The 19,583-nt window shown below is 43.4% G+C and carries 6 protein-coding genes and 1 pseudogene; 4 read left to right on the top strand and 3 right to left on the bottom strand.

Going from position 1 to position 19,583, the window contains the following annotated elements:
- Positions 1-136 precede the first annotated feature (136 nt).
- Together ssb and GNP35_RS02330 are read right to left on the bottom strand one after the other, a co-directional pair.
- Positions 137-511 (bottom strand): annotated as a pseudogene (gene ssb, locus GNP35_RS02335) (single-stranded DNA-binding protein); the annotation flags it as partial.
- A 114-nt stretch (positions 512-625) separates the two neighbouring features.
- Entirely contained in the window at positions 626-1,027 is a 402-nt protein-coding gene (locus GNP35_RS02330) for a rhodanese-like domain-containing protein (protein ID WP_155694153.1), read from the bottom strand.
- A 284-nt stretch (positions 1,028-1,311) separates the two neighbouring features.
- Here GNP35_RS02330 and GNP35_RS02325 point away from each other — a divergent pair, with 284 nt between their 5' ends.
- Complete coding sequence (locus tag GNP35_RS02325) at positions 1,312-3,627, top strand: TonB-dependent receptor (RefSeq protein ID WP_330997669.1); 2,316 nt, start codon at positions 1,312-1,314, stop codon at positions 3,625-3,627.
- A 114-nt stretch (positions 3,628-3,741) separates the two neighbouring features.
- The gene (locus GNP35_RS02320; protein WP_155694151.1) at positions 3,742-4,422 is read left to right on the top strand and encodes a Fe2+-dependent dioxygenase; all 681 of its coding nucleotides are present in this window, start codon (positions 3,742-3,744) and stop codon (positions 4,420-4,422) included.
- An 85-nt stretch (positions 4,423-4,507) separates the two neighbouring features.
- Here the strand turns inward: GNP35_RS02320 and GNP35_RS15970 are convergent, their stop codons facing one another.
- Positions 4,508-8,614, bottom strand: a complete 4,107-nt coding sequence (locus tag GNP35_RS15970; RefSeq protein ID WP_155694149.1) for an ExeM/NucH family extracellular endonuclease — start codon at positions 8,612-8,614, stop codon at positions 4,508-4,510.
- A 448-nt stretch (positions 8,615-9,062) separates the two neighbouring features.
- Here GNP35_RS15970 and GNP35_RS02310 point away from each other — a divergent pair, with 448 nt between their 5' ends.
- On the top strand, positions 9,063-19,193 hold the full coding sequence (locus GNP35_RS02310; RefSeq protein WP_155694147.1) for a VCBS domain-containing protein: 10,131 nt from the start codon (positions 9,063-9,065) through the stop codon (positions 19,191-19,193).
- Entirely contained in the window at positions 19,121-19,561 is a 441-nt protein-coding gene (locus GNP35_RS02305; protein WP_155694145.1) for a type I secretion C-terminal target domain-containing protein, read from the top strand. Before GNP35_RS02310 ends, GNP35_RS02305 begins: the two co-directional genes overlap by 73 nt.
- The last annotated feature ends 22 nt before the right edge of the window (positions 19,562-19,583 follow it).

The raw sequence follows: 19,583 nt of genomic DNA, 5'->3' as shown, positions 1-19,583 counted from the left end.
AAGGGCAAGTTAAACTTCTGAAACAGCACATTAAAGTTCTAAAAGATCAAACTAAAGTAGCGAACTAAAAGGGTATTGAATCTTCCATTTCTAAAGCTTCTTTAGTGGGTGGCTTTACAGCAAGAGTTGCAGCTTGGTTTTGGTTTGTGGAGTTTGGTAAAGTGGGCTTACCACCTAACATTTGCAGTTGACCCATCATATCCACAACCACATCGGTGGAGTACTTGTCTTGGCCTGTTTGATCTGTCCACTTTTTAGTTTGTAACTTACCTTCGATATAAACTTGGGAGCCTTTGGTCAGGTATTGCTCGGCAATTTCAGCGACTTTTCCAAACAGAACCACTCGATGCCACTCTGTTTTAGTTTTTAACTCACCGGTTGTTTTGTCTTTCCAACTCTCATTTGTAGCGACACTAATAGTAGCCATACAATTTGTATTCGGTAGATGCTTTACATCAGGATCGTTACCTAATGTGCCAATTAAAATTACTTTGTTAATGCCTCTAGCCATGATCATTCCTTGTTGTTTGGTTGTTGTATAACCATACAAGTGGATCACGGATAAAGGCAATTTTATTAATTAAAACTGTCCCTTAGCTAGTTAACGAAGGAGCAAAATAGCGAACTAGCTAGGCTGAACAATCTGTAAGCCTTGTTCTTTCCAGTCTTTCATACCACCGGCTACCGATGTAACTTTGCTGAAACCTAATCGCTTTAATGACTCTGCTGATAATGCTGAGCGCCCACCAGATTGGCAAATTAAATAAAGCTCTTTTTCGGCAAGTTCTTTCAGCGCTGTTTCTGTATCACACTCATAACCCACGGCAGGGTGAGTGTGAATTTTCATTTCCAATACACCTCTAGGGAAATTTACCGAAGATGGAACATGACCTGCAGCAAACTCTCCTGGCTCTCTTACATCAATAACGATGACTTCTTCTTTGTGAAGCAGTTCATTTAGCTGTGAAGTGGATATTTCATTAATTGTCTTTCTGACTTCAGCGACTAACTCTTGTGATGTTTTCATGCATAATCCTAATAACTAAAATGATAGAAATTTAAACTTCTCTATATGGGTTGCTCAATAAAACTGTAGCACCTAAAAAGAAAGGGGCTAACAATTTATGTATTAGTAACTACTTATATATGTATTGAAACACATAAATCAACCGCATTCGTTATTAGATTTACACTATGTTGAAAAAAATCAATGATTTTAATCTAAATGCGAACCATTATCATTTACATTTGTCATTCATTGATTTATTCTTGCCGCCGTTAAGTTAAATCAACCGCTTATGGAATAAAAAAGTGAAGAAAAAAACATACCTTTCAGAACAAATGAATTTGGGCGCTCAAACATTAGCAGCCTCTTTAGTTTTAGGTTCAACAGCTATTTATGCAGCACCTGTTGAAGAAACTTGTGATGTTAAAAAAGATAAGCAATGCGAATCTGCAGAAGCAATTGAACGTATTGAGGTACACGGTGTTAGAAACTCTATTTATCATGTTGATAAGTCAGGTGACTTACGTCGAGTTAATGATCTAGTTGATACTCCTCAAGTAATTAACATTCTAACTCAAGACCAAATTCAAGAATCAGGTAAGACTGATCTGAAAGATATTCTATCTGCACAATCAGGTGTTACGTTAGGTACTGGTGAAAACGGCAATGCCTTTGGTGACCGTTATATCATTCGTGGCCACGAAGCTCGCAGTGATGTTTTTGTTGATGGTTTACGTGATCCAGGTATGACAACTCGTGAAAGTTTTGCTACAGAACGTGTTGAAATTACTAAAGGTCCAAGCTCGACTTTTGCTGGTCGTGGTTCTTCAGGTGGCGCAGTAAACAGTGTAACTAAAAAGGCCTCAACGTCTTACAACTTCGGTCGTGTAGATGCAAGCTTTGGCACTGATGACTATTACCGCTTAACTGCGGATTACAACGCATCAATTAATGACAATGCGGCAGTACGAATTAACTTATTATCTGCAGAAGATACTAAGCCAGGCCGTGACGGTATTGAGCGTTCTCGTGAAGGTGCTCAATTATCAGGTGTTTACCAAGCAAATGATAAATTAAACTTTATTGCTGATTTTTATTATTTGAGCGCAGATGACCGCCCTGACTTAGGTAGTTATTTTGACCAAACTACGCGTAAACCTGTTTCAGATATTCCAGTTTATGCTCAAGACGAAGATTTCCAAGAGTCAGAACTGTCAACATTTACGCTTCGCACTGAATATGAAATTAACGAAGACCTAATGTTCTATAACTCTACGCGTTTTGGTAAAACAGAAAACGGTTATATTACTACTGGTGCGCGCGGTACAACCCGTGATGCAAGTGATACAACAGCTCCAGGCGCAGCATCAATAAACTTAAGTACACACCAAGGTTGGCAAGAAGTTGAGTACTTTGCGACTCAATTTAACCTAATTTCAAACATTACGGCGTTAGGCAAAAAGCATAAACTAGTTTACGGCCTAGAGTTTACAGACGAAAAAGTAGACAACGGTTTTTATAACTACGAAGCGATGGGTGATTCAAATTGTCGTGTAAGTGGTAGAGGTGGGGTTTCTAATTCCTACTGTTTATTAGATGCCAATGGTTCAGTTGTTCAAAATGCATCAAGCTTAATGCAAAGAGCTTATACACAAGGCGATTCGGATGCGATATTCGAAATTAATACGGTATCTGCTTACGTAATGGATACCATTGAATTGACTGAGGAAACTCAATTATTCCTAGGTTTACGTCAAGACAGCTTTGATTACAGCAACGATACAAGCGGCCGTTCAGGTGACGTTTTATACGAGTATGAAGACGACATGCACAACGGTCATATTGGGCTACTACATAGCATTACTGAAGATGGAAATGTTTACATTAACTTCAGCACTGCAACCAATATTAACGGTGGTGAATCTGACCTAGGTGCTAACTGTGGTTACGGCGGTATTTGTGGTGACCCAGATCAAGCGCAAAATGCTGATCCTGAGATTGTAGAAAATATTGAAATTGGTACAAAGTGGCAACTATTTGACCATAAATTTATGGCAACGGCTGCACTATTCCAAATGACGAAAAAAGACGTGATGGAAAGTGTTGGTGATAGCTACTCTACATTGGGCACATTAAATACTGGTAAAAACCGTGTTAAAGGTGTTGAATTTGGTCTAGTTGGTGACATTAACGAACAGCTAAGCATGCAGTTCTCTGCAACGTCTATGAAGTCTGAAGTACTAGAGTCTTATAATGAAGACAACGTAGGATTAGCGCTAAGTAACTTTGCTGATAAGAGTTTATATCTTCAGTTACGTTACCAGCCAACAGAAACATTCTCGTTTGGTGGTGACTACTCATACCAGAGCGAAATGTTTGGTGGTCAACCAGATACTGCAGCAGGTTACGACTCAGAAAACGATCGTTACTCTATTGTTGTTCCTAGCTACCAAGTTGTTAACTTATTTGCTAACTACAATGCCACTGAAGATGTAACCTTACGTCTTAACATTGGTAACGTTTTAGATAAAGAGTATTGGACTGCAGCATACCGTTCTGGTGCATTTATGTACTTGGGCGATGCTCGCTCTGTTCGTTTCACTATGAACTACCAGTTCTAAAATTCGCTACAAACATTAAGACTAAAAATGCTTACTTGTTATTGGGAGATAACAGGTAGGCATTTTTTCGTTTATATTACATAAAATAAGAAAGTTTTTAATATTGAGGTTTATATGGTTGTTATTGATCAGCTTCTTACCAGTGATGAAGTTAAAGTTGTACGTGAGGCGCTCTTAAAGACCGAGTGGGAAAATGGTGATAAAACCGCTATGGGTATGGCTTCATCTGTCAAAAAGAACAATCAAGCTAACCCTAACGATCCCATAATAAAAGACTTAGCGAACGAGTTATTGGGTCGAATTGGCTCAGCACCTAAAGTGGTGTCGGCGGCATTGCCTCAAAAAATATTTCCTCCGTGTTTTAATCGCTATTCAGAATCTGAAGAATACGGTTATCACGTTGATGCGGCCATAATGCGTTTGCCTAATAGCAACGAAGTATTGCGTAGTGACGTATCCATGACTTTATTTTTAAGTGAGCCAGATGAATACGAAGGCGGTGAACTCATTATTCAAACAGAGTTTGGCGAGCAACAGGTTAAGCTACCTGCTGGTTATGTTGTGGTATACCCGTCTAGCAGTTTGCATAAAGTGACGGCCGTAACCAAAGGTCGACGAATTGCGGTTATTACTTGGATGCAAAGCATGGTCGGTGACGTAACAACTCGGCAGTCTTTGTTTAAGTTAGATCAAACCATTCAAGATCTAATAAAAGAAGGCAATACGAGCCGCGAGCATTTAGATCAGCTACACAATGTATACCATAATCTTATACGTCAGTTTTCGCAGGTATAAAAAAGCCGCTAGAAACAGAGCTTCTAACGGCCTTACAATTAATTATAGTTTAATTAAAACTTAATTAAATCTTAACGTAGTTTAATTATTGCGCTGCATTAGCTGGCATCGTCGTTTCAATGGTCATGGTCGTATCATAATAGTTACGGCCCTTCACACTGATATACCAATTCCCAGATTTCGGCATTTCAATTTCACAAACTTCATTATTTCCGGCGCTGTTAGAGCGACAGTCAAAGTGACGTTTGTTGGCTTTTTTACCTTCACGTAAGTATAAATCTGCGTTGCCGTAACCACCGGACAAAGAAACGTTTAACAAAGTGGTTTCTTCAGGCACATTAACTCTAAATACGTTTTGCGGTTGATACCAGAACCACCAGAACCAGCGCTTAAACTTGTCGATATCATCAATAACTTTAGTTTTTGTGATAAAGGCAAATTCAGTATTAAGCTCTATAACAACAGGATCATGGTCAGAAGCTCGGAACGCGTCAGTATCATAGAATGTTACTAACTGATCTTCGCTCTTATATTCAACGTTGTAGTCTAAAACTTTAGGCTCGTCCGTATTGATGTGCCATTCAGCAATATCAACCACTTTGGCGGTTAATGACTCACTTGCTAAAGCGTGGTCAATGGTGCCAGATTCACCTTGGTAAGTATAAGAGTAAGTACCTGCGCCTTTTAAAGATTCAATTAAGTTTGTGTAACCTGCGTTAACAATTGTCGTAATTGGATCTTCTTTTGTATAAGCGTTTAAGTCACCCATAATTAGCTTGTCTTCGTCTTCAACGCCAGTAGGGTTCGTTGCTAACCAAGCTGTTACTGCTTCGGCAGCTTGAACACGACGCAAGTTGTAACAACCTTGGCCATCGCCTTTATCTTCATTTTCAACACCACCGCTGCTTGAGCAGCCTTTTGAGCGGAAATGGTTGATAGCAACAGTAAGTGCATCACCGGTTTCAATACTTTCAAAAGATTGAGCTAAAGGAGGGCGATTATGATATTCAAATGGGAAGCCTGTTAGCGTAGCCGCTGTGCCAACTTCAGTTACTGCTAAATCATTATAAATTAATGCTACCTTGATTTGGTCAGTACCTAATTGGTCAATACCAGGATTAACAAAAGCATAGTGCTTGTTAGCTGGTGCAATCGCATTTAAGCCATTTACAATATCTTGAATAGCACTGGTTTCGCTGTAGTCATCATTTTCAACTTCAAGAAGACCAATAATGTCTGCATCCATTGTCGTAATCGCGTTTAATATTTTATCGCGTTGACGGTCAAATTCTTCAGCAGAGTCTGCGCCACGGCTAGTTGGGAACCCTTCACCTAAACCATCACCATTAAAGTAATTTAAAACGTTAAAGCTAGCAATTCGCAGGTTGCCAGACTCAAGCGTAGGTTCAGCTTCACGAAGATTTTCATGGATAAAAGTAGGTTCAACAGTTGGCAATACTCTAAAGTTGCCAAAGCTATAGTCGATTATGCCTTCAAGTGCGTTTACTTTATCACCTGAACGTAACGTATTATCAGCTGATAAACCGCCAGTAGGATACTTAACAACTTCAGGGTTAGAACCATTTACGGCGTCATCCAATAGTATTTTGTTTAGTTTGTTTTGAGCGGTTAAGTTAGCAACTTCATCTGTACCAGGTAAGTATAAGTTAGTAGGTACAAATAAGCGTTCACTAGACAAAGTCACTTCGCCATAACGGCCAAGATTGTAGTTGTCTGTTACCGTCAGGTCTTGTTCAAAACGAACGTACATACCTTCAAGCGACTCTTGCTGTTCTGCGCTATCAAATGGTAATGAAACCGTTACTGGAACAATAATGTCGGTACCGCACTCTAACGCAGCTTTATCAGCTCGCAGTGTTGTTTTACCATAGCTTTCTACAACGCTACCTAATACACGTACTATTGAACCAACAGCAGGCATGTCGCCATCTACTTCATAAGAAACAAAAATGCCTTCAGAAGTTAATGAGTTGTCATCTTGGTCAGCCAATTGTTCTTGAACAAAAAAGCCACCAACTGCAGGAATAGAAGCGGTTACCACACCTTCAATAACTCGAGTTTCGTTTAGTAGTGGAGATTCAAAATCAGGACCTTGAATAGCATGAATAAACGTTGCTTCGTCGGCACACTGACCTAGTAAATCAGGCTCTGGCTCAACTTCGCCTTCGTTTGAGTAGCTAGCAATTGGGAATGGCGTATTGGCTGTTGCATTGTCTGAGCTACCATCTAATGCATTTTTACCACTGAACAACCAGTTCGTTACGTCAAAACTTCCTTCATTGGCCGTTGATCCGTTTACTCGATAAGCCCAACCGTCCATGTATTCCCATGGTTGGCCTGTTCCGTCGGAATTTATGTCACCAAACACATCAATTACTTCGCCATCACAAAATAGCTCTACCGCGTCATCACCATTTATTGCTAATGCGCCTGACGTGAAGTCTGGAGCAAAACCAAAAAACGTTGTGAAACCCGTTGATTCAGATGCAATATAAATGAAGCTGCCTGCTGATGCCGACGTACCAGCTGGGAAAGTGAATTCTTCACCATCAGTGCCGCCGCCGTTATTAGCAGAGCCAACACCACATTGACCTAAGTCTGCAATGTCAGAGCCTACATATATTTCAATGGCTTTTGGAATGCCACCAGATAACGAACCATCAACTGCACCGGTAATAAATAGTGAAACTGATTGAGTGAAAGTTTGGACTGGAATTGCTGTATCTGCAGTGGCATTGCTGGTGGCACCGTCAAGCGCATTTTTACCACTAAATACCCATTCGTCAGCATTGTAAACGCCGCCGTTTACTGTTGAGTTTGCTTTACGAGCAGCCCAACCGTCCATGTATTCCCATGGTTGACCTGTGCCATCAGTATTGATGTCACCTAATACGTCAACAACCTCGCCGTTACAAAATAGCTCTAACGCGTCGTCACCATTTACGTTAGCTGCGCCAGCTGTGTAGTCTGGAGCAAAGCCCATAAATGCTTCAAACTGCGAAGCTTCAGACGCAAGGTAGATATACTCACCTTTTGTTGCACTATCTGCAGGAAAAGTAAACTCTTGACCGTCAGAGCCACCACCATTATTAGCAGAGCCAAAACCACAAACACTTAAGTCTGCAATGTCTTGAGTTACAAATATCTCAACACCTTTTGGTAATCCACCTGATAAAGGACCGTCATACGCCGCTGAAATAATCAGGGGAGCAGAAGTTGGTGTGGTTGGTGTCTCTGGGTCTGTTGGTTCTTCAGGATCCGTTGGCTCTTCAGGATCAACCGGGTCAATTGGATCCGTCGGCTCAGTTGGTTCATCTGCACACGCTGCTTTAGGGAATACCGACTCAACCCACTCAGGGTGATCAATAAACGGGTTACGGTTACCTTGGTACTCGTATATAACGCTGTTACGATTTGCCTCAAAAGCATCAACTGGATCTGCTTCATGCCATTCTAATAAACGACAAAGCTTACCTAACAGTGGCTCACCTGTAGAGGTGATTTGATTAACAACCGTTAAGTCTGGTGTTGAATCAAAACCTTCGTATCGAGTGTCCATGTACAAGACCATTCTTGCTACGTCACCTTTTACCGCATCACGAGGTTCAAAAGAGTTTGAATCGTAACGGTTTGATGGTGCTTCAGGAAGAGGGTTGTCACTGTTGTCAAAGTCGAGGTTGCTGCGAGAGGAATTGATAGAGATGTCAGAAGGGCGGAGGTGGTGAATGTCAGAGTAGGCTTCTAAAGAGGAGGAAGGAAAGCCGTGGCTCTTGGCCCAAACATGTTCTCTATTCCAATTGTCGGGATTGGTACTTTGCGAACCGCTGCCGTTTGATAATTTTGGAATGGATATGCCTTTATAAAGCAACATTACATTATCCGGGTTAGATGGGTCTTCATCAGTTTTGGTTAATGCGCTCCATACTTCAGAGTAGGTAAGCCGCTTATGATTGGCGCTAATGGCGGAAGAAAGCAAAGATTTGATTTGTTGCTGACTTTGGCCGCTATTAATAGCGTTAATAACGTCGCTGTAATAGTCGCTGTCTATGTAGGTTGCTGAGTCAGCTACCTTATCCAGATCCGGACAGTTAAAGCACGGAGAATTTATATCGTTAGCTTGCGTATTAGCTGAGACCAAGCAAGCGAACACCGTTAAACTAAGGTATTTCATCTTATTATTTTCCTGATTTTTAGAGGAATTATTGTTATGTAGCGCTTAATTTTACGGCACTTATGTTACCGTTTTTTTAAAGGTACAGGTAAAGAAAGTGACTACTTTTTGTAAAAAAATAATGGAATGTAAAGAATTTTCATCGATGTAATTTGTTTTCGTAAAATCACAGTCTAAGACGTGTTTTTGAGTTTTTTTTTTGTAAGCTTAAAACCAAATTGTTATTGAAATTCGTGAGTGCTGTTAACTTTTTGTTTGTTAATAAGTTTAATTGAATTCACTAACAACCTCTTTGTATATGCAGGTCGATATCTCACATTGTCTAAGCTTTTTTCGTATAGTTCTAATCGGGATTTTCCTAGGTAAATAGGGGATTAGCCTCATAGGTAAAGGGTGACAACACTACTAAGCTTATGCTTAGAGTTGTTTGTCTTTTTCAGAGGTCTGTATGGCACAAGATTTAAATATTCCAGTAGCTGGTCAAGTTTTAGAAATAAATGGACAGGTCTTTTTAAAAGATGAAGAAGGAAATTTAACATTAGTAGAAATGCCAATGTCTTTGCCAGCCGGTACGACAGTTGAGTTGGATGATAATGCTTTTATTCGAATATTAACTGAAGATAATAAAGAAATTATTTTTGATGGCGATAATCCTGAAGGTATCGAATATTCAAATAGCTTTGATGAAACAACAACTCAAGAGATTGCAGATATTACAGCTGCCATTGAAAATGATGATGAAGTTTTAGAACTTGAAGCCACAGCTGCAGGGCAAGGTGGACAAGGAGGCTCTCAAGGGGCAACGATAGTTGACAATAGTGACCAAGAAACAATTGCGACAAGCGGTTTTGATACTGAATTACAAACAAATAATATATTTACGCCCCCAACACAAACAAATGAAGCGATTAGCGAATCTCCTGAAACTACGGAAAATGATTCAGCTTCAGCGTTATCCGATGACTTTACAGTAAATGATGATCTTGGTGATGACGCGCCTATAAATGAAGGTGATGTAAACGAAGAAAACGATGGACAAGTTCCTGGCAGTGAAAACGAAAACGAAAACACGCCACCAACTATCGGTGCTAGTACAGCTGCTCTTACTGAAGATGCTGTGCCGTCAGTAGCCGGTCAAATTACTTTCAGTGATGTTGATAACCCTGGCCTTGCCATGGTGGCTGAAACTCAAGCTGGCACTTACGGCTCACTCACGATTGATGAGTCGGGCAATTGGGTTTATACCGCAGGCAGCAACATCGATACGCTAGCCGATGGTGAATCTCAAACCGAAACATTTATAGTGACATTAAGTGACGGCTCAACCACGACGGTAGAGATCAATCTAACCGGCACGGACGATGCGCCAGAGATCAGCAACAGTACAGCTGCTCTTACTGAAGATGCTGTGCCGTCAGTAGCCGGTCAAATTACCTTCAGTGATGTTGATAACCCTGGCCTTGCCATGGTGGCGGAAACTCAAGCTGGCACTTACGGCTCACTCACGATTGATGAGTCGGGCAATTGGGTTTATACCGCAGGCAGCAACATCGATACGCTAGCCGATGGTGAATCTCAAACTGAAACATTCACAGTAACTTTAAATGATGGCTCAACCACGACGGTAGAGATCAATCTGACCGGTACGGACGATGCGCCAGAGATCAGCAGCAGTACAGCTGCTCTTACTGAAGATGCTACGCCGTCCGTAGCTGGGCAAATTACCTTCAGTGATGTTGATAACCCTGGCCTTGCTATGGTGGCGGAAACTCAAGCTGGCACTTACGGCTCACTAACGATTGATGAGTCGGGCAATTGGGTTTATACCGCCGGCAATAATATCGATACGTTGGCCGATGGCGAATCTCAAACCGAAACATTTATAGTGACATTAAGTGACGGCTCAACCACGACAGTAGAGATCAACCTGACTGGCACGGACGATGCGCCAGAGATCAGCAGCAGTACAGCTGCTCTTACTGAAGATGCTACGCCGTCCGTAGCTGGGCAAATTACCTTCAGTGATGTTGATAACCCTGGCCTTGCTATGGTGGCGGAAACTCAAGCTGGCACTTACGGCTCACTAACGATTGATGAGTCGGGCAATTGGGTTTATACCGCCGGCAATAATATCGATACGTTGGCCGATGGCGAATCTCAAACCGAAACATTTATAGTGACATTAAGTGACGGCTCAACCACGACAGTAGAGATCAACCTGACTGGCACGGACGATGCGCCGGTTATAGGGTCAGCCGTGGTTAATGTATCTGAAGATGACAGTAGTGCGAGCGGTCAACTGTCCGCATCGGACGTAGATAATCCTGCTCTGGCGTTTGTGGCTGAAGTTCAAAATGGCACTTACGGCGACTTGAGTATTGATGCCTCAGGAAACTGGGTATTTACGCCAAATGCCGCAGCACAAGGCTTAGCAGATGCAGAAACTCAAACCGAGACATTCACCATCACCCTGAACGATGGAAGTACCACATCCATTACAGTAAATGTGATAGGCGCAGATGAAGCGCCTGTTATTTCGGTAGGTTCAGGGGCTGTAATTGAAGACGTAACACCAACTGCATCTGGCACATTATCAGCAACAGACGCGGATAATGCTGGATTATTGTTTGTTGCGGGCACTGTTAATGGCACTTACGGTGAAGTTGTTATAGATGCAAACGGTAATTGGACCTTTACTACAGGGCCCGGCGCACAGAGTCTAGCCGACGGAGAGAATGTAACCGAAACTTACACTGTGACTTTGAATGACGGTAGTACGACTACGATAGAAATTAGTCTTACAGGTACCGATGACGCGCCAGTCATTAGCAGCAGTACAGCTGCTCTTACTGAAGATGCTGCGCCGTCCGTAGCTGGTCAAATTAACTTCAGTGATGTTGATAACCCTGGCCTTGCTATGGTGGCGGAAACTCAAGCCGGTACTTACGGCTCACTAACGATTGATGAGTCGGGCAATTGGGTTTATACCGCCGGCAATAATATCGATACGTTGGCCGATGGCGAATCTCAAACCGAAACATTTATAGTGACATTAAGTGACGGCTCAACCACGACAGTAGAGATCAACCTGACTGGCACGGACGATGCGCCGGTTATAGGGTCAGCCGTGGTTAATGTATCTGAAGATGACAGTAGTGCGAGCGGTCAACTGTCCGCATCGGACGTAGATAATCCTGCTCTGGCGTTTGTGGCTGAAGTTCAAAATGGCACTTACGGCGACTTGAGTATTGATGCCTCAGGAAACTGGGTATTTACGCCAAATGCCGCAGCACAAGGCTTAGCAGATGCAGAAACTCAAACCGAGACATTCACCATCACCCTGAACGATGGAAGTACCACATCCATTACAGTAAATGTGATAGGCGCAGATGAAGCGCCTGTTATTTCGGTAGGTTCAGGGGCTGTAATTGAAGACGTAACACCAACTGCATCTGGCACATTATCAGCAACAGACGCGGATAATGCTGGATTATTGTTTGTTGCGGGCACTGTTAATGGCACTTACGGTGAAGTTGTTATAGATGCAAACGGTAATTGGACCTTTACTACAGGGCCCGGCGCACAGAGTCTAGCCGACGGAGAGAATGTAACCGAAACTTACACTGTGACTTTGAATGACGGTAGTACGACTACGATAGAAATTAGTCTTACAGGTACCGATGACGCGCCAGTCATTAGCAGCAGTACAGCTGCTCTTACTGAAGATGCTGCGCCGTCCGTAGCTGGTCAAATTAACTTCAGTGATGTTGATAACCCTGGCCTTGCTATGGTGGCGGAAACTCAAGCCGGTACTTACGGCTCACTAACGATTGATGAGTCGGGCAATTGGGTTTATACCGCCGGCAATAATATCGATACGTTGGCCGATGGCGAATCTCAAACCGAAACATTTATAGTGACATTAAGTGACGGCTCAACCACGACAGTAGAGATCAACCTGACTGGCACGGACGATGCGCCGGTTATAGGGTCAGCCGTGGTTAATGTATCTGAAGATGACAGTAGTGCGAGCGGTCAACTGTCCGCATCGGACGTAGATAATCCTGCTCTGGCGTTTGTGGCTGAAGTTCAAAATGGCACTTACGGCGACTTGAGTATTGATGCCTCAGGAAACTGGGTATTTACGCCAAATGCCGCAGCACAAGGCTTAGCAGATGCAGAAACTCAAACCGAGACATTCACCATCACCCTGAACGATGGAAGTACCACATCCATTACAGTAAATGTGATAGGCGCAGATGAAGCGCCTGTTATTTCGGTAGGTTCAGGGGCTGTAATTGAAGACGTAACACCAACTGCATCTGGCACATTATCAGCAACAGACGCGGATAATGCTGGATTATTGTTTGTTGCGGGCACTGTTAATGGCACTTACGGTGATTTAACGGTGGATGCCAACGGTGTTTGGAGTTATTCCTTAAATGCCAACGCGGAAGTATTAGCGCAAGGTGAAACGGGCACCGATGTCATTACCATTACCTTAAATGACGGCAGCACGACATCGGTCACTATTACCGTCACAGGCACTGACGACTTACCAGTGATCAGCACGGGCGTTGGGGCTGTAATTGAAGACGTAACACCAACGATATCGGGTAATTTAACAGCGACAGACGCGGATAATGCTGGACTATTATTTGTTGCCGGCACTGTTAATGGCACCTACGGTGACTTAACGGTGGATGCCAACGGCGTTTGGAGTTATTCCTTAAATGCCAACGCGGAAGTATTAGCGCAAGGTGAAACGGGCACCGATGTCATTACCATTACCTTAAATGACGGCAGCACGACATCGGTCACTATTACCGTGACTGGCACTGACGACTTGCCAGTGATCAGCACGGGCGTTGGGGCTGTAATTGAAGACGTAACACCAACGATATCTGGCAATTTATCAGCGACAGACGCGGATAATGCTGGACTATTATTTGTTGCGGGCACTGTTAATGGCACTTACGGTGATTTAACGGTGGATGCCAACGGCGTTTGGAGTTATTCCTTAAATGCCAACGCGGAAGTATTAGCGCAAGGTGAAACGGGCACCGATGTCATTACCATTACCTTAAATGACGGCAGCACGACATCGGTCACTATTACCGTGACTGGCACTGACGACTTGCCAGTGATCAGCACGGGCGTTGGGGCCGTAATTGAAGACGTAACGCCAACGATATCTGGCAATTTATCAGCGACAGACGCGGACAATGCTGGACTATTATTTGTTGCCGGCACTGTTAATGGCACTTACGGTGACTTAACGGTGGATGCCAACGGCGTTTGGAGTTATTCCTTAAATGCGAACGCGGAAGTATTAGCGCAAGGTGAAACGGGCACCGATGTCATTACCATTACCTTAAATGACGGCAGCACAACATCGGTCACTATTACCGTGACTGGCACTGACGACTTGCCAGTGATCAGCACGGGCGTTGGGGCTGTAATTGAAGACGTAACACCAACGATATCGGGCAATTTAACAGCGATAGACGCGGACAATGCTGGATTATTGTTTGTTGCCGGCACTGTTAATGGCACTTACGGTGACTTAACGGTGGATGCCAACGGCGTTTGGAGTTATTCCTTAAATGCCAACGCGGAAGTATTAGCGCAAGGTGAAACGGGCACCGATGTCATTACTATTACCTTAAATGACGGCAGCACGACATCGGTCACTATTACCGTCACAGGCACTGACGACTTGCCGGTGATCAGCACGGGCGTTGGAGCCGTAATTGAAGGCGTAACGCCAACGATATCGGGTAATTTAACAGCGACAGACGCGGATAATGCTGGATTATTGTTTGTTGCGGGCACTGTTAATGGCACTTACGGTGATTTAACGGTGGATGCCAACGGTGTTTGGAGTTATTCCTTAAATGCCAACGCGGAAGTATTAGCGCAAGGTGAAACGGGCACCGATGTCATTACTATTACCTTAAATGACGGCAGCACGACATCGGTCACTATTACCGTCACAGGCACTGACGACTTGCCAGTGATCAGCACGGGCGTTGGAGCCGTAATTGAAAACGTAACGCCAACGATATCTGGCAATTTATCAGCGACAGACGCGGACAATGCTGGACTATTATTTGTTGCGGGCACTGTTAATGGCACCTACGGTGACTTAACGGTGGATGCCAACGGCGTTTGGAGTTATTCCTTAAATGCCAACGCGGAAGTATTAGCGCAAGGTGAAACGGGCACCGATGTCATTACTATTACCTTAAATGACGGCAGCACGACATCGGTCACTATTACCGTCACAGGCACTGACGACTTGCCAGTGATCAGCACGGGCGTTGGAGCCGTAATTGAAAACGTAACGCCAACGATATCGGGCAATTTATCAGCGACAGACGCGGACAATGCTGGACTATTGTTTGTTGCCGGCACTGTTAATGGCACCTACGGTGACTTAACGGTGGATGCCAACGGTGTTTGGAGTTATTCCTTAAATGCCAACGCGGAAGTATTAGCGCAAGGTGAAACGGGCACCGATGTCATTACCATTACCTTAAATGACGGCAGCACGACATCGGTCACTATTACCGTCACAGGCACTGACGACTTGCCAGTGATCAGCACGGGCGTTGGGGCTGTAATTGAAGACGTAACACCAACGATATCGGGTAATTTAACAGCGACAGACGCGGATAATGCTGGACTATTATTTGTTGCCGGCACTGTTAATGGCACCTACGGTGACTTAACGGTGGATGCCAACGGCGTTTGGAGTTATTCCTTAAATGCCAACGCGGAAGTATTAGCGCAAGGTGAAACGGGCACCGATGTCATTACCATTACCTTAAATGACGGCAGCACGACATCGGTCACTATTACCGTGACTGGCACTGACGACTTGCCAGTGATCAGCACGGGCGTTGGGGCTGTAATTGAAGACGTAACGCCAACGATATCTGGCAATTTATCAGCGACAGACGCGGATAATGCTGGATTATTGTTTGTTGCGGGCACTGTTAATGGCACTTACGGTGATTTAACGGTGGATGCCAACGGCGTTTGGAGTTATTCCTTAAATGCCAACGCGGAAGTATTAGCGCAAGGTGAAACGGGCACCGATGTCATTACCATTACCTTAAATGACGGCAGCACGACATCGGTCACTATTACCGTCACAGGCACTGACGACTTGCCAGTGATCAGCACGGGCGTTGGAGCCGTAATTGAAAACGTAACGCCAACGATATCTGGCAATTTATCAGCGACAGACGCGGACAATGCTGGACTATTATTTGTTGCCGGCACTGTTAATGGCACCTACGGTGATTTAACGGTGGATGCCAACGGCGTTTGGAGTTATTCCTTAAATGCCAACGCGGAAGTATTAGCGCAAGGTGAAACGGGCACCGATGTCATTACCATTACCTTAAATGACGGCAGCACAACATCGGTCACTATTACCGTCACAGGCACTGACGACTTGCCAGTGATCAGCACGGGCGTTGGAGCCGTAATTGAAAACGTAACGCCAACGATATCGGGTAATTTATCAGCGACAGACGCGGACAATGCTGGACTATTATTTGTTGCCGGCACTGTTAATGGCACCTACGGTGATTTAACGGTGGATGCCAACGGCGTTTGGAGTTATTCCTTAAATGCCAACGCGGAAGTATTAGCGCAAGGTGAAACGGGCACCGATGTCATTACCATTACCTTAAATGACGGCAGCACGACATCGGTCACTATTACCGTCACAGGCACTGACGACTTGCCAGTGATCAGCACGGGCGTTGGGGCTGTAATTGAAGACGTAACACCAACGATATCGGGTAATTTAACAGCGACAGACGCGGATAATGCTGGATTATTGTTTGTTGCGGGCACTGTTAATGGCACTTACGGTGATTTAACGGTGGATGCCAACGGCGTTTGGAGTTATTCCTTAAATGCGAACGCGGAAGTATTAGCGCAAGGTGAAACGGGCACCGATGTCATTACCATTACCTTAAATGACGGCAGCACGACATCGGTCACTATTACCGTGACTGGCACTGACGACTTGCCAGTGATCAGCACGGGCGTTGGTGAACTTACAGAGGATTTACAAACCGTATTGGCTGGTAAATTAGAAGCGACGGATCCAGACAACGTAGGTTTATTATTTGTTAGTGGCACAATTGCCGGGTTGTATGGTGATTTGTCAATAGATGCTAATGGGTTGTGGGTATACACGTTAAATGCAAACGCGCAATTGCTTGGAGCTGGTGAACAACAAAATGATGTATTCTTAATTACACTCAATGATGGCAGCACGACCAATATTACCCTTACAGTTAATGGTACCGATGATTCACCAATCGTGAGTTCAGGTTCGGGAAGTATATCAGAAGATGCAGTAGGAGCCTTGAGCGGATTGTTAACTGCTACTGATAGCGACGATTTAGGTTTAACTTTTGAGCCTCAGACTGTTAATGGACTATTTGGAACATTCATCTTGAGTGCCGGTGGTAGTTGGACTTATAGCGTGAACACGTCAGCGCAATTCCTGAATGCAGGAGAAACGGGTACCGAAGTGTTTATGGTTAGGCTTAGTGATGGTTCAACAACTCAAGTTTCGGTAGATGTTATAGGCTCTTATGACAGCGCACTTACGTTGAGTGTTCTTGGTCTCGTAACTTCGGTACTGGGTATTACAGTAGATGGAATAAACAGTTTAACAACTGCACTGGGAACGGTAATTACAGACGCACTATATACAGTGGCTGGCGAACTACCAGACCCGAACGCTGGAGATGGTAGTATTTTATATGTTGCTACCGAAATCACAGGGGAATATGGAACTTTAATTATTGATGCAAGTGGAGCTTGGAACTTTATTGTACGTGCAGGGGCCAATTTATTAGGCGTTGATGAAACTCAGCTCGAAGTATTCTCGTTGCCGCTGAGTGATGGCAGCTTTGCAAGCATTCAACTTTCTGTAACCGGTACGTTAGATGTGCCTGTGGTAGGAACTGCAGTTTCAACACTGGTTGAAGATATTCTACCCAACCTAACCGGTGAAGTTGAGGTTAACGATCCAAGCAATGGAAGTTTAGCAGTTGTTGCAGTAACTTTGACAGGCTTGTATGGCACTCTAATCTTAGCTTTGGATGGAACTTGGGATTATACATTACACGCTGGTGCACAAGTTCTTAAAGAGGGGGAAATTGGCAACGAATTATTTAATATACCTTTGAACGATGGTAACACTATGGAGCTTGCCATCAATGTACTAGGCAAAGATGACGCTCCTATTATTAGTTTAGGAGTTGGCTCTGTAATAGAGGATACTCTAGACACGGTAACTGGAGTTTTAACCGCTGGTGATATAGATAATGATACGTTAGCTTTTATAGCCTGCACAGTGGCGGGTAATTTTGGTGACCTTACGATAGATGCATTAGGGGCATGGACTTATGTTCTAAATGATAATGCTCAAGCATTGGAAAATGGTGAGATTCAGCAAGATGTTATTGTTTTAACGTTAAGTGATGGTAGTCAAACAACGGTTACAATCAACGTTACGGGTACCGCGGAAGCGCCTGTTGCAATTGCTCCTGTAATTATGGATGAAGACTCAGGGCCATATACATTGGATGTGTCCAACAGTTTCGCTGATATATTGTTAACTGGAAACTCTTTAAGCGTTACAGTTCTTGGCTCAACTAATTTAATTGTTAATGTGGATGCGTTCGGAATCGCAACAATTACTCCGATACTGGCTGATTGGAACGGCTCAGAAAATATCACTCTTGAAGCGACAACACCGTTAGGGTTAACCATTAGTCAAACGTTTAGTATAACCGTTAGGCCTGTGGTTGATATTGCAGATGATAACATCAGTATAAACGAAGACACCCCCACGATATTTAATGTATTGGCAAATGATAGCTTTGAAAACGTACTACCAATAGTCACAATTTCGAGTTTGCCAAATCATGGAATCGTCGTTGTTAATATAGATGGGACAATCTTATACACGCCTGATTTAAATTATGCAGGTCCAGATAGTTTCGAATATACAGTTACTTCAGGTGGAGTAACTGAAACAGCTACCGTCAATGTAGATGTTCAACCAGTGAACGATCCGCTAGTTGCATTGGCAACTTCTATTAGCCTGAACGAAGATTCTTCCCATATTTTCTCAGCAGGAGATTTTCTTTACTCCGATACCGAAAATGATTTACTAGCGGTTGTTAAAATCACTGTGTTGCCAGTTAACGGTTTGTTAACACTAAACGGAATTGCAGTGGCATTAGGGGCAGAAATATCGATGATTGATATTGATGCGGGACTACTAATATTTACACCTGAGCCTGATCAATTTGGTCTAGCGTATGCGCAAATTGGTATAGAGCTGAGTGACAATGGAATAGATTTTAGTGCAGGGGTTTTGGTTACTTTAAATGTTAATGACGTTGTCGACGCGGACTCTTCAGTTGATATAACACAACCAGCAAGTTTGCATCGGTCAGCAACTTGTCAGAAAAAAATAGCGAGGTATCAAATGTTGATGCAGATTCTAATTTATCAGCTAAAGTTATTAACTTAGTTACTCCAAATGAATCTATATCTATCAATGACCAAGCCGAGATTTTCAAATTTGTGTCTGCTGATACTGGTGATGTAAATAACTTTGTGATTAACGATCTGAGCAGCGAAGTGAATTTAGATGAAGCTCTAGAGAAATTTGACCTTAGTGATCTACTTCAAGTTGAAAATAGCGGTAGCAATGACCCTTTAAGTAGTTACCTAAAGGTCTCATCAGATGGAAGCGATACAAAAATTTCCGTTGATGCAAACTCTAACGGTCAGACAGATTCTGAAATTACACTAAAAGGAGTCGACTTAATGGGACTTTATGGCAGTGAAGACATTATAAAGTCGCTCTTTGATCAAACAACAACTAAAGACTTTTAAATCTAATTAACGCTCGAGGTCA

This window comes from Psychrosphaera haliotis (genome assembly GCF_009728465.1).
In the GTDB taxonomy this organism is placed as follows: Bacteria; Pseudomonadota; Gammaproteobacteria; order Enterobacterales; family Alteromonadaceae; genus Psychrosphaera; species Psychrosphaera haliotis.
This window is presented reverse-complemented; position numbering and strand designations above follow the sequence as displayed.

Bases quoted from the DNA above. Each gene is read 5' to 3' on its own strand.
- GNP35_RS02320 (WP_155694151.1), top strand. From the start codon at position 3,742: ATGGTTGTTATTGATCAGCTTCTTACCAGTGATGAAGTTAAAGTTGTA.
- GNP35_RS02310 (WP_155694147.1), top strand. From the start codon at position 9,063: ATGGCACAAGATTTAAATATTCCAGTAGCTGGTCAAGTTTTAGAAATA.
- GNP35_RS15970 (WP_155694149.1), bottom strand. From the start codon at position 8,614: ATGAAATACCTTAGTTTAACGGTGTTCGCTTGCTTGGTCTCAGCTAAT.
- GNP35_RS02330 (WP_155694153.1), bottom strand. From the start codon at position 1,027: ATGAAAACATCACAAGAGTTAGTCGCTGAAGTCAGAAAGACAATTAAT.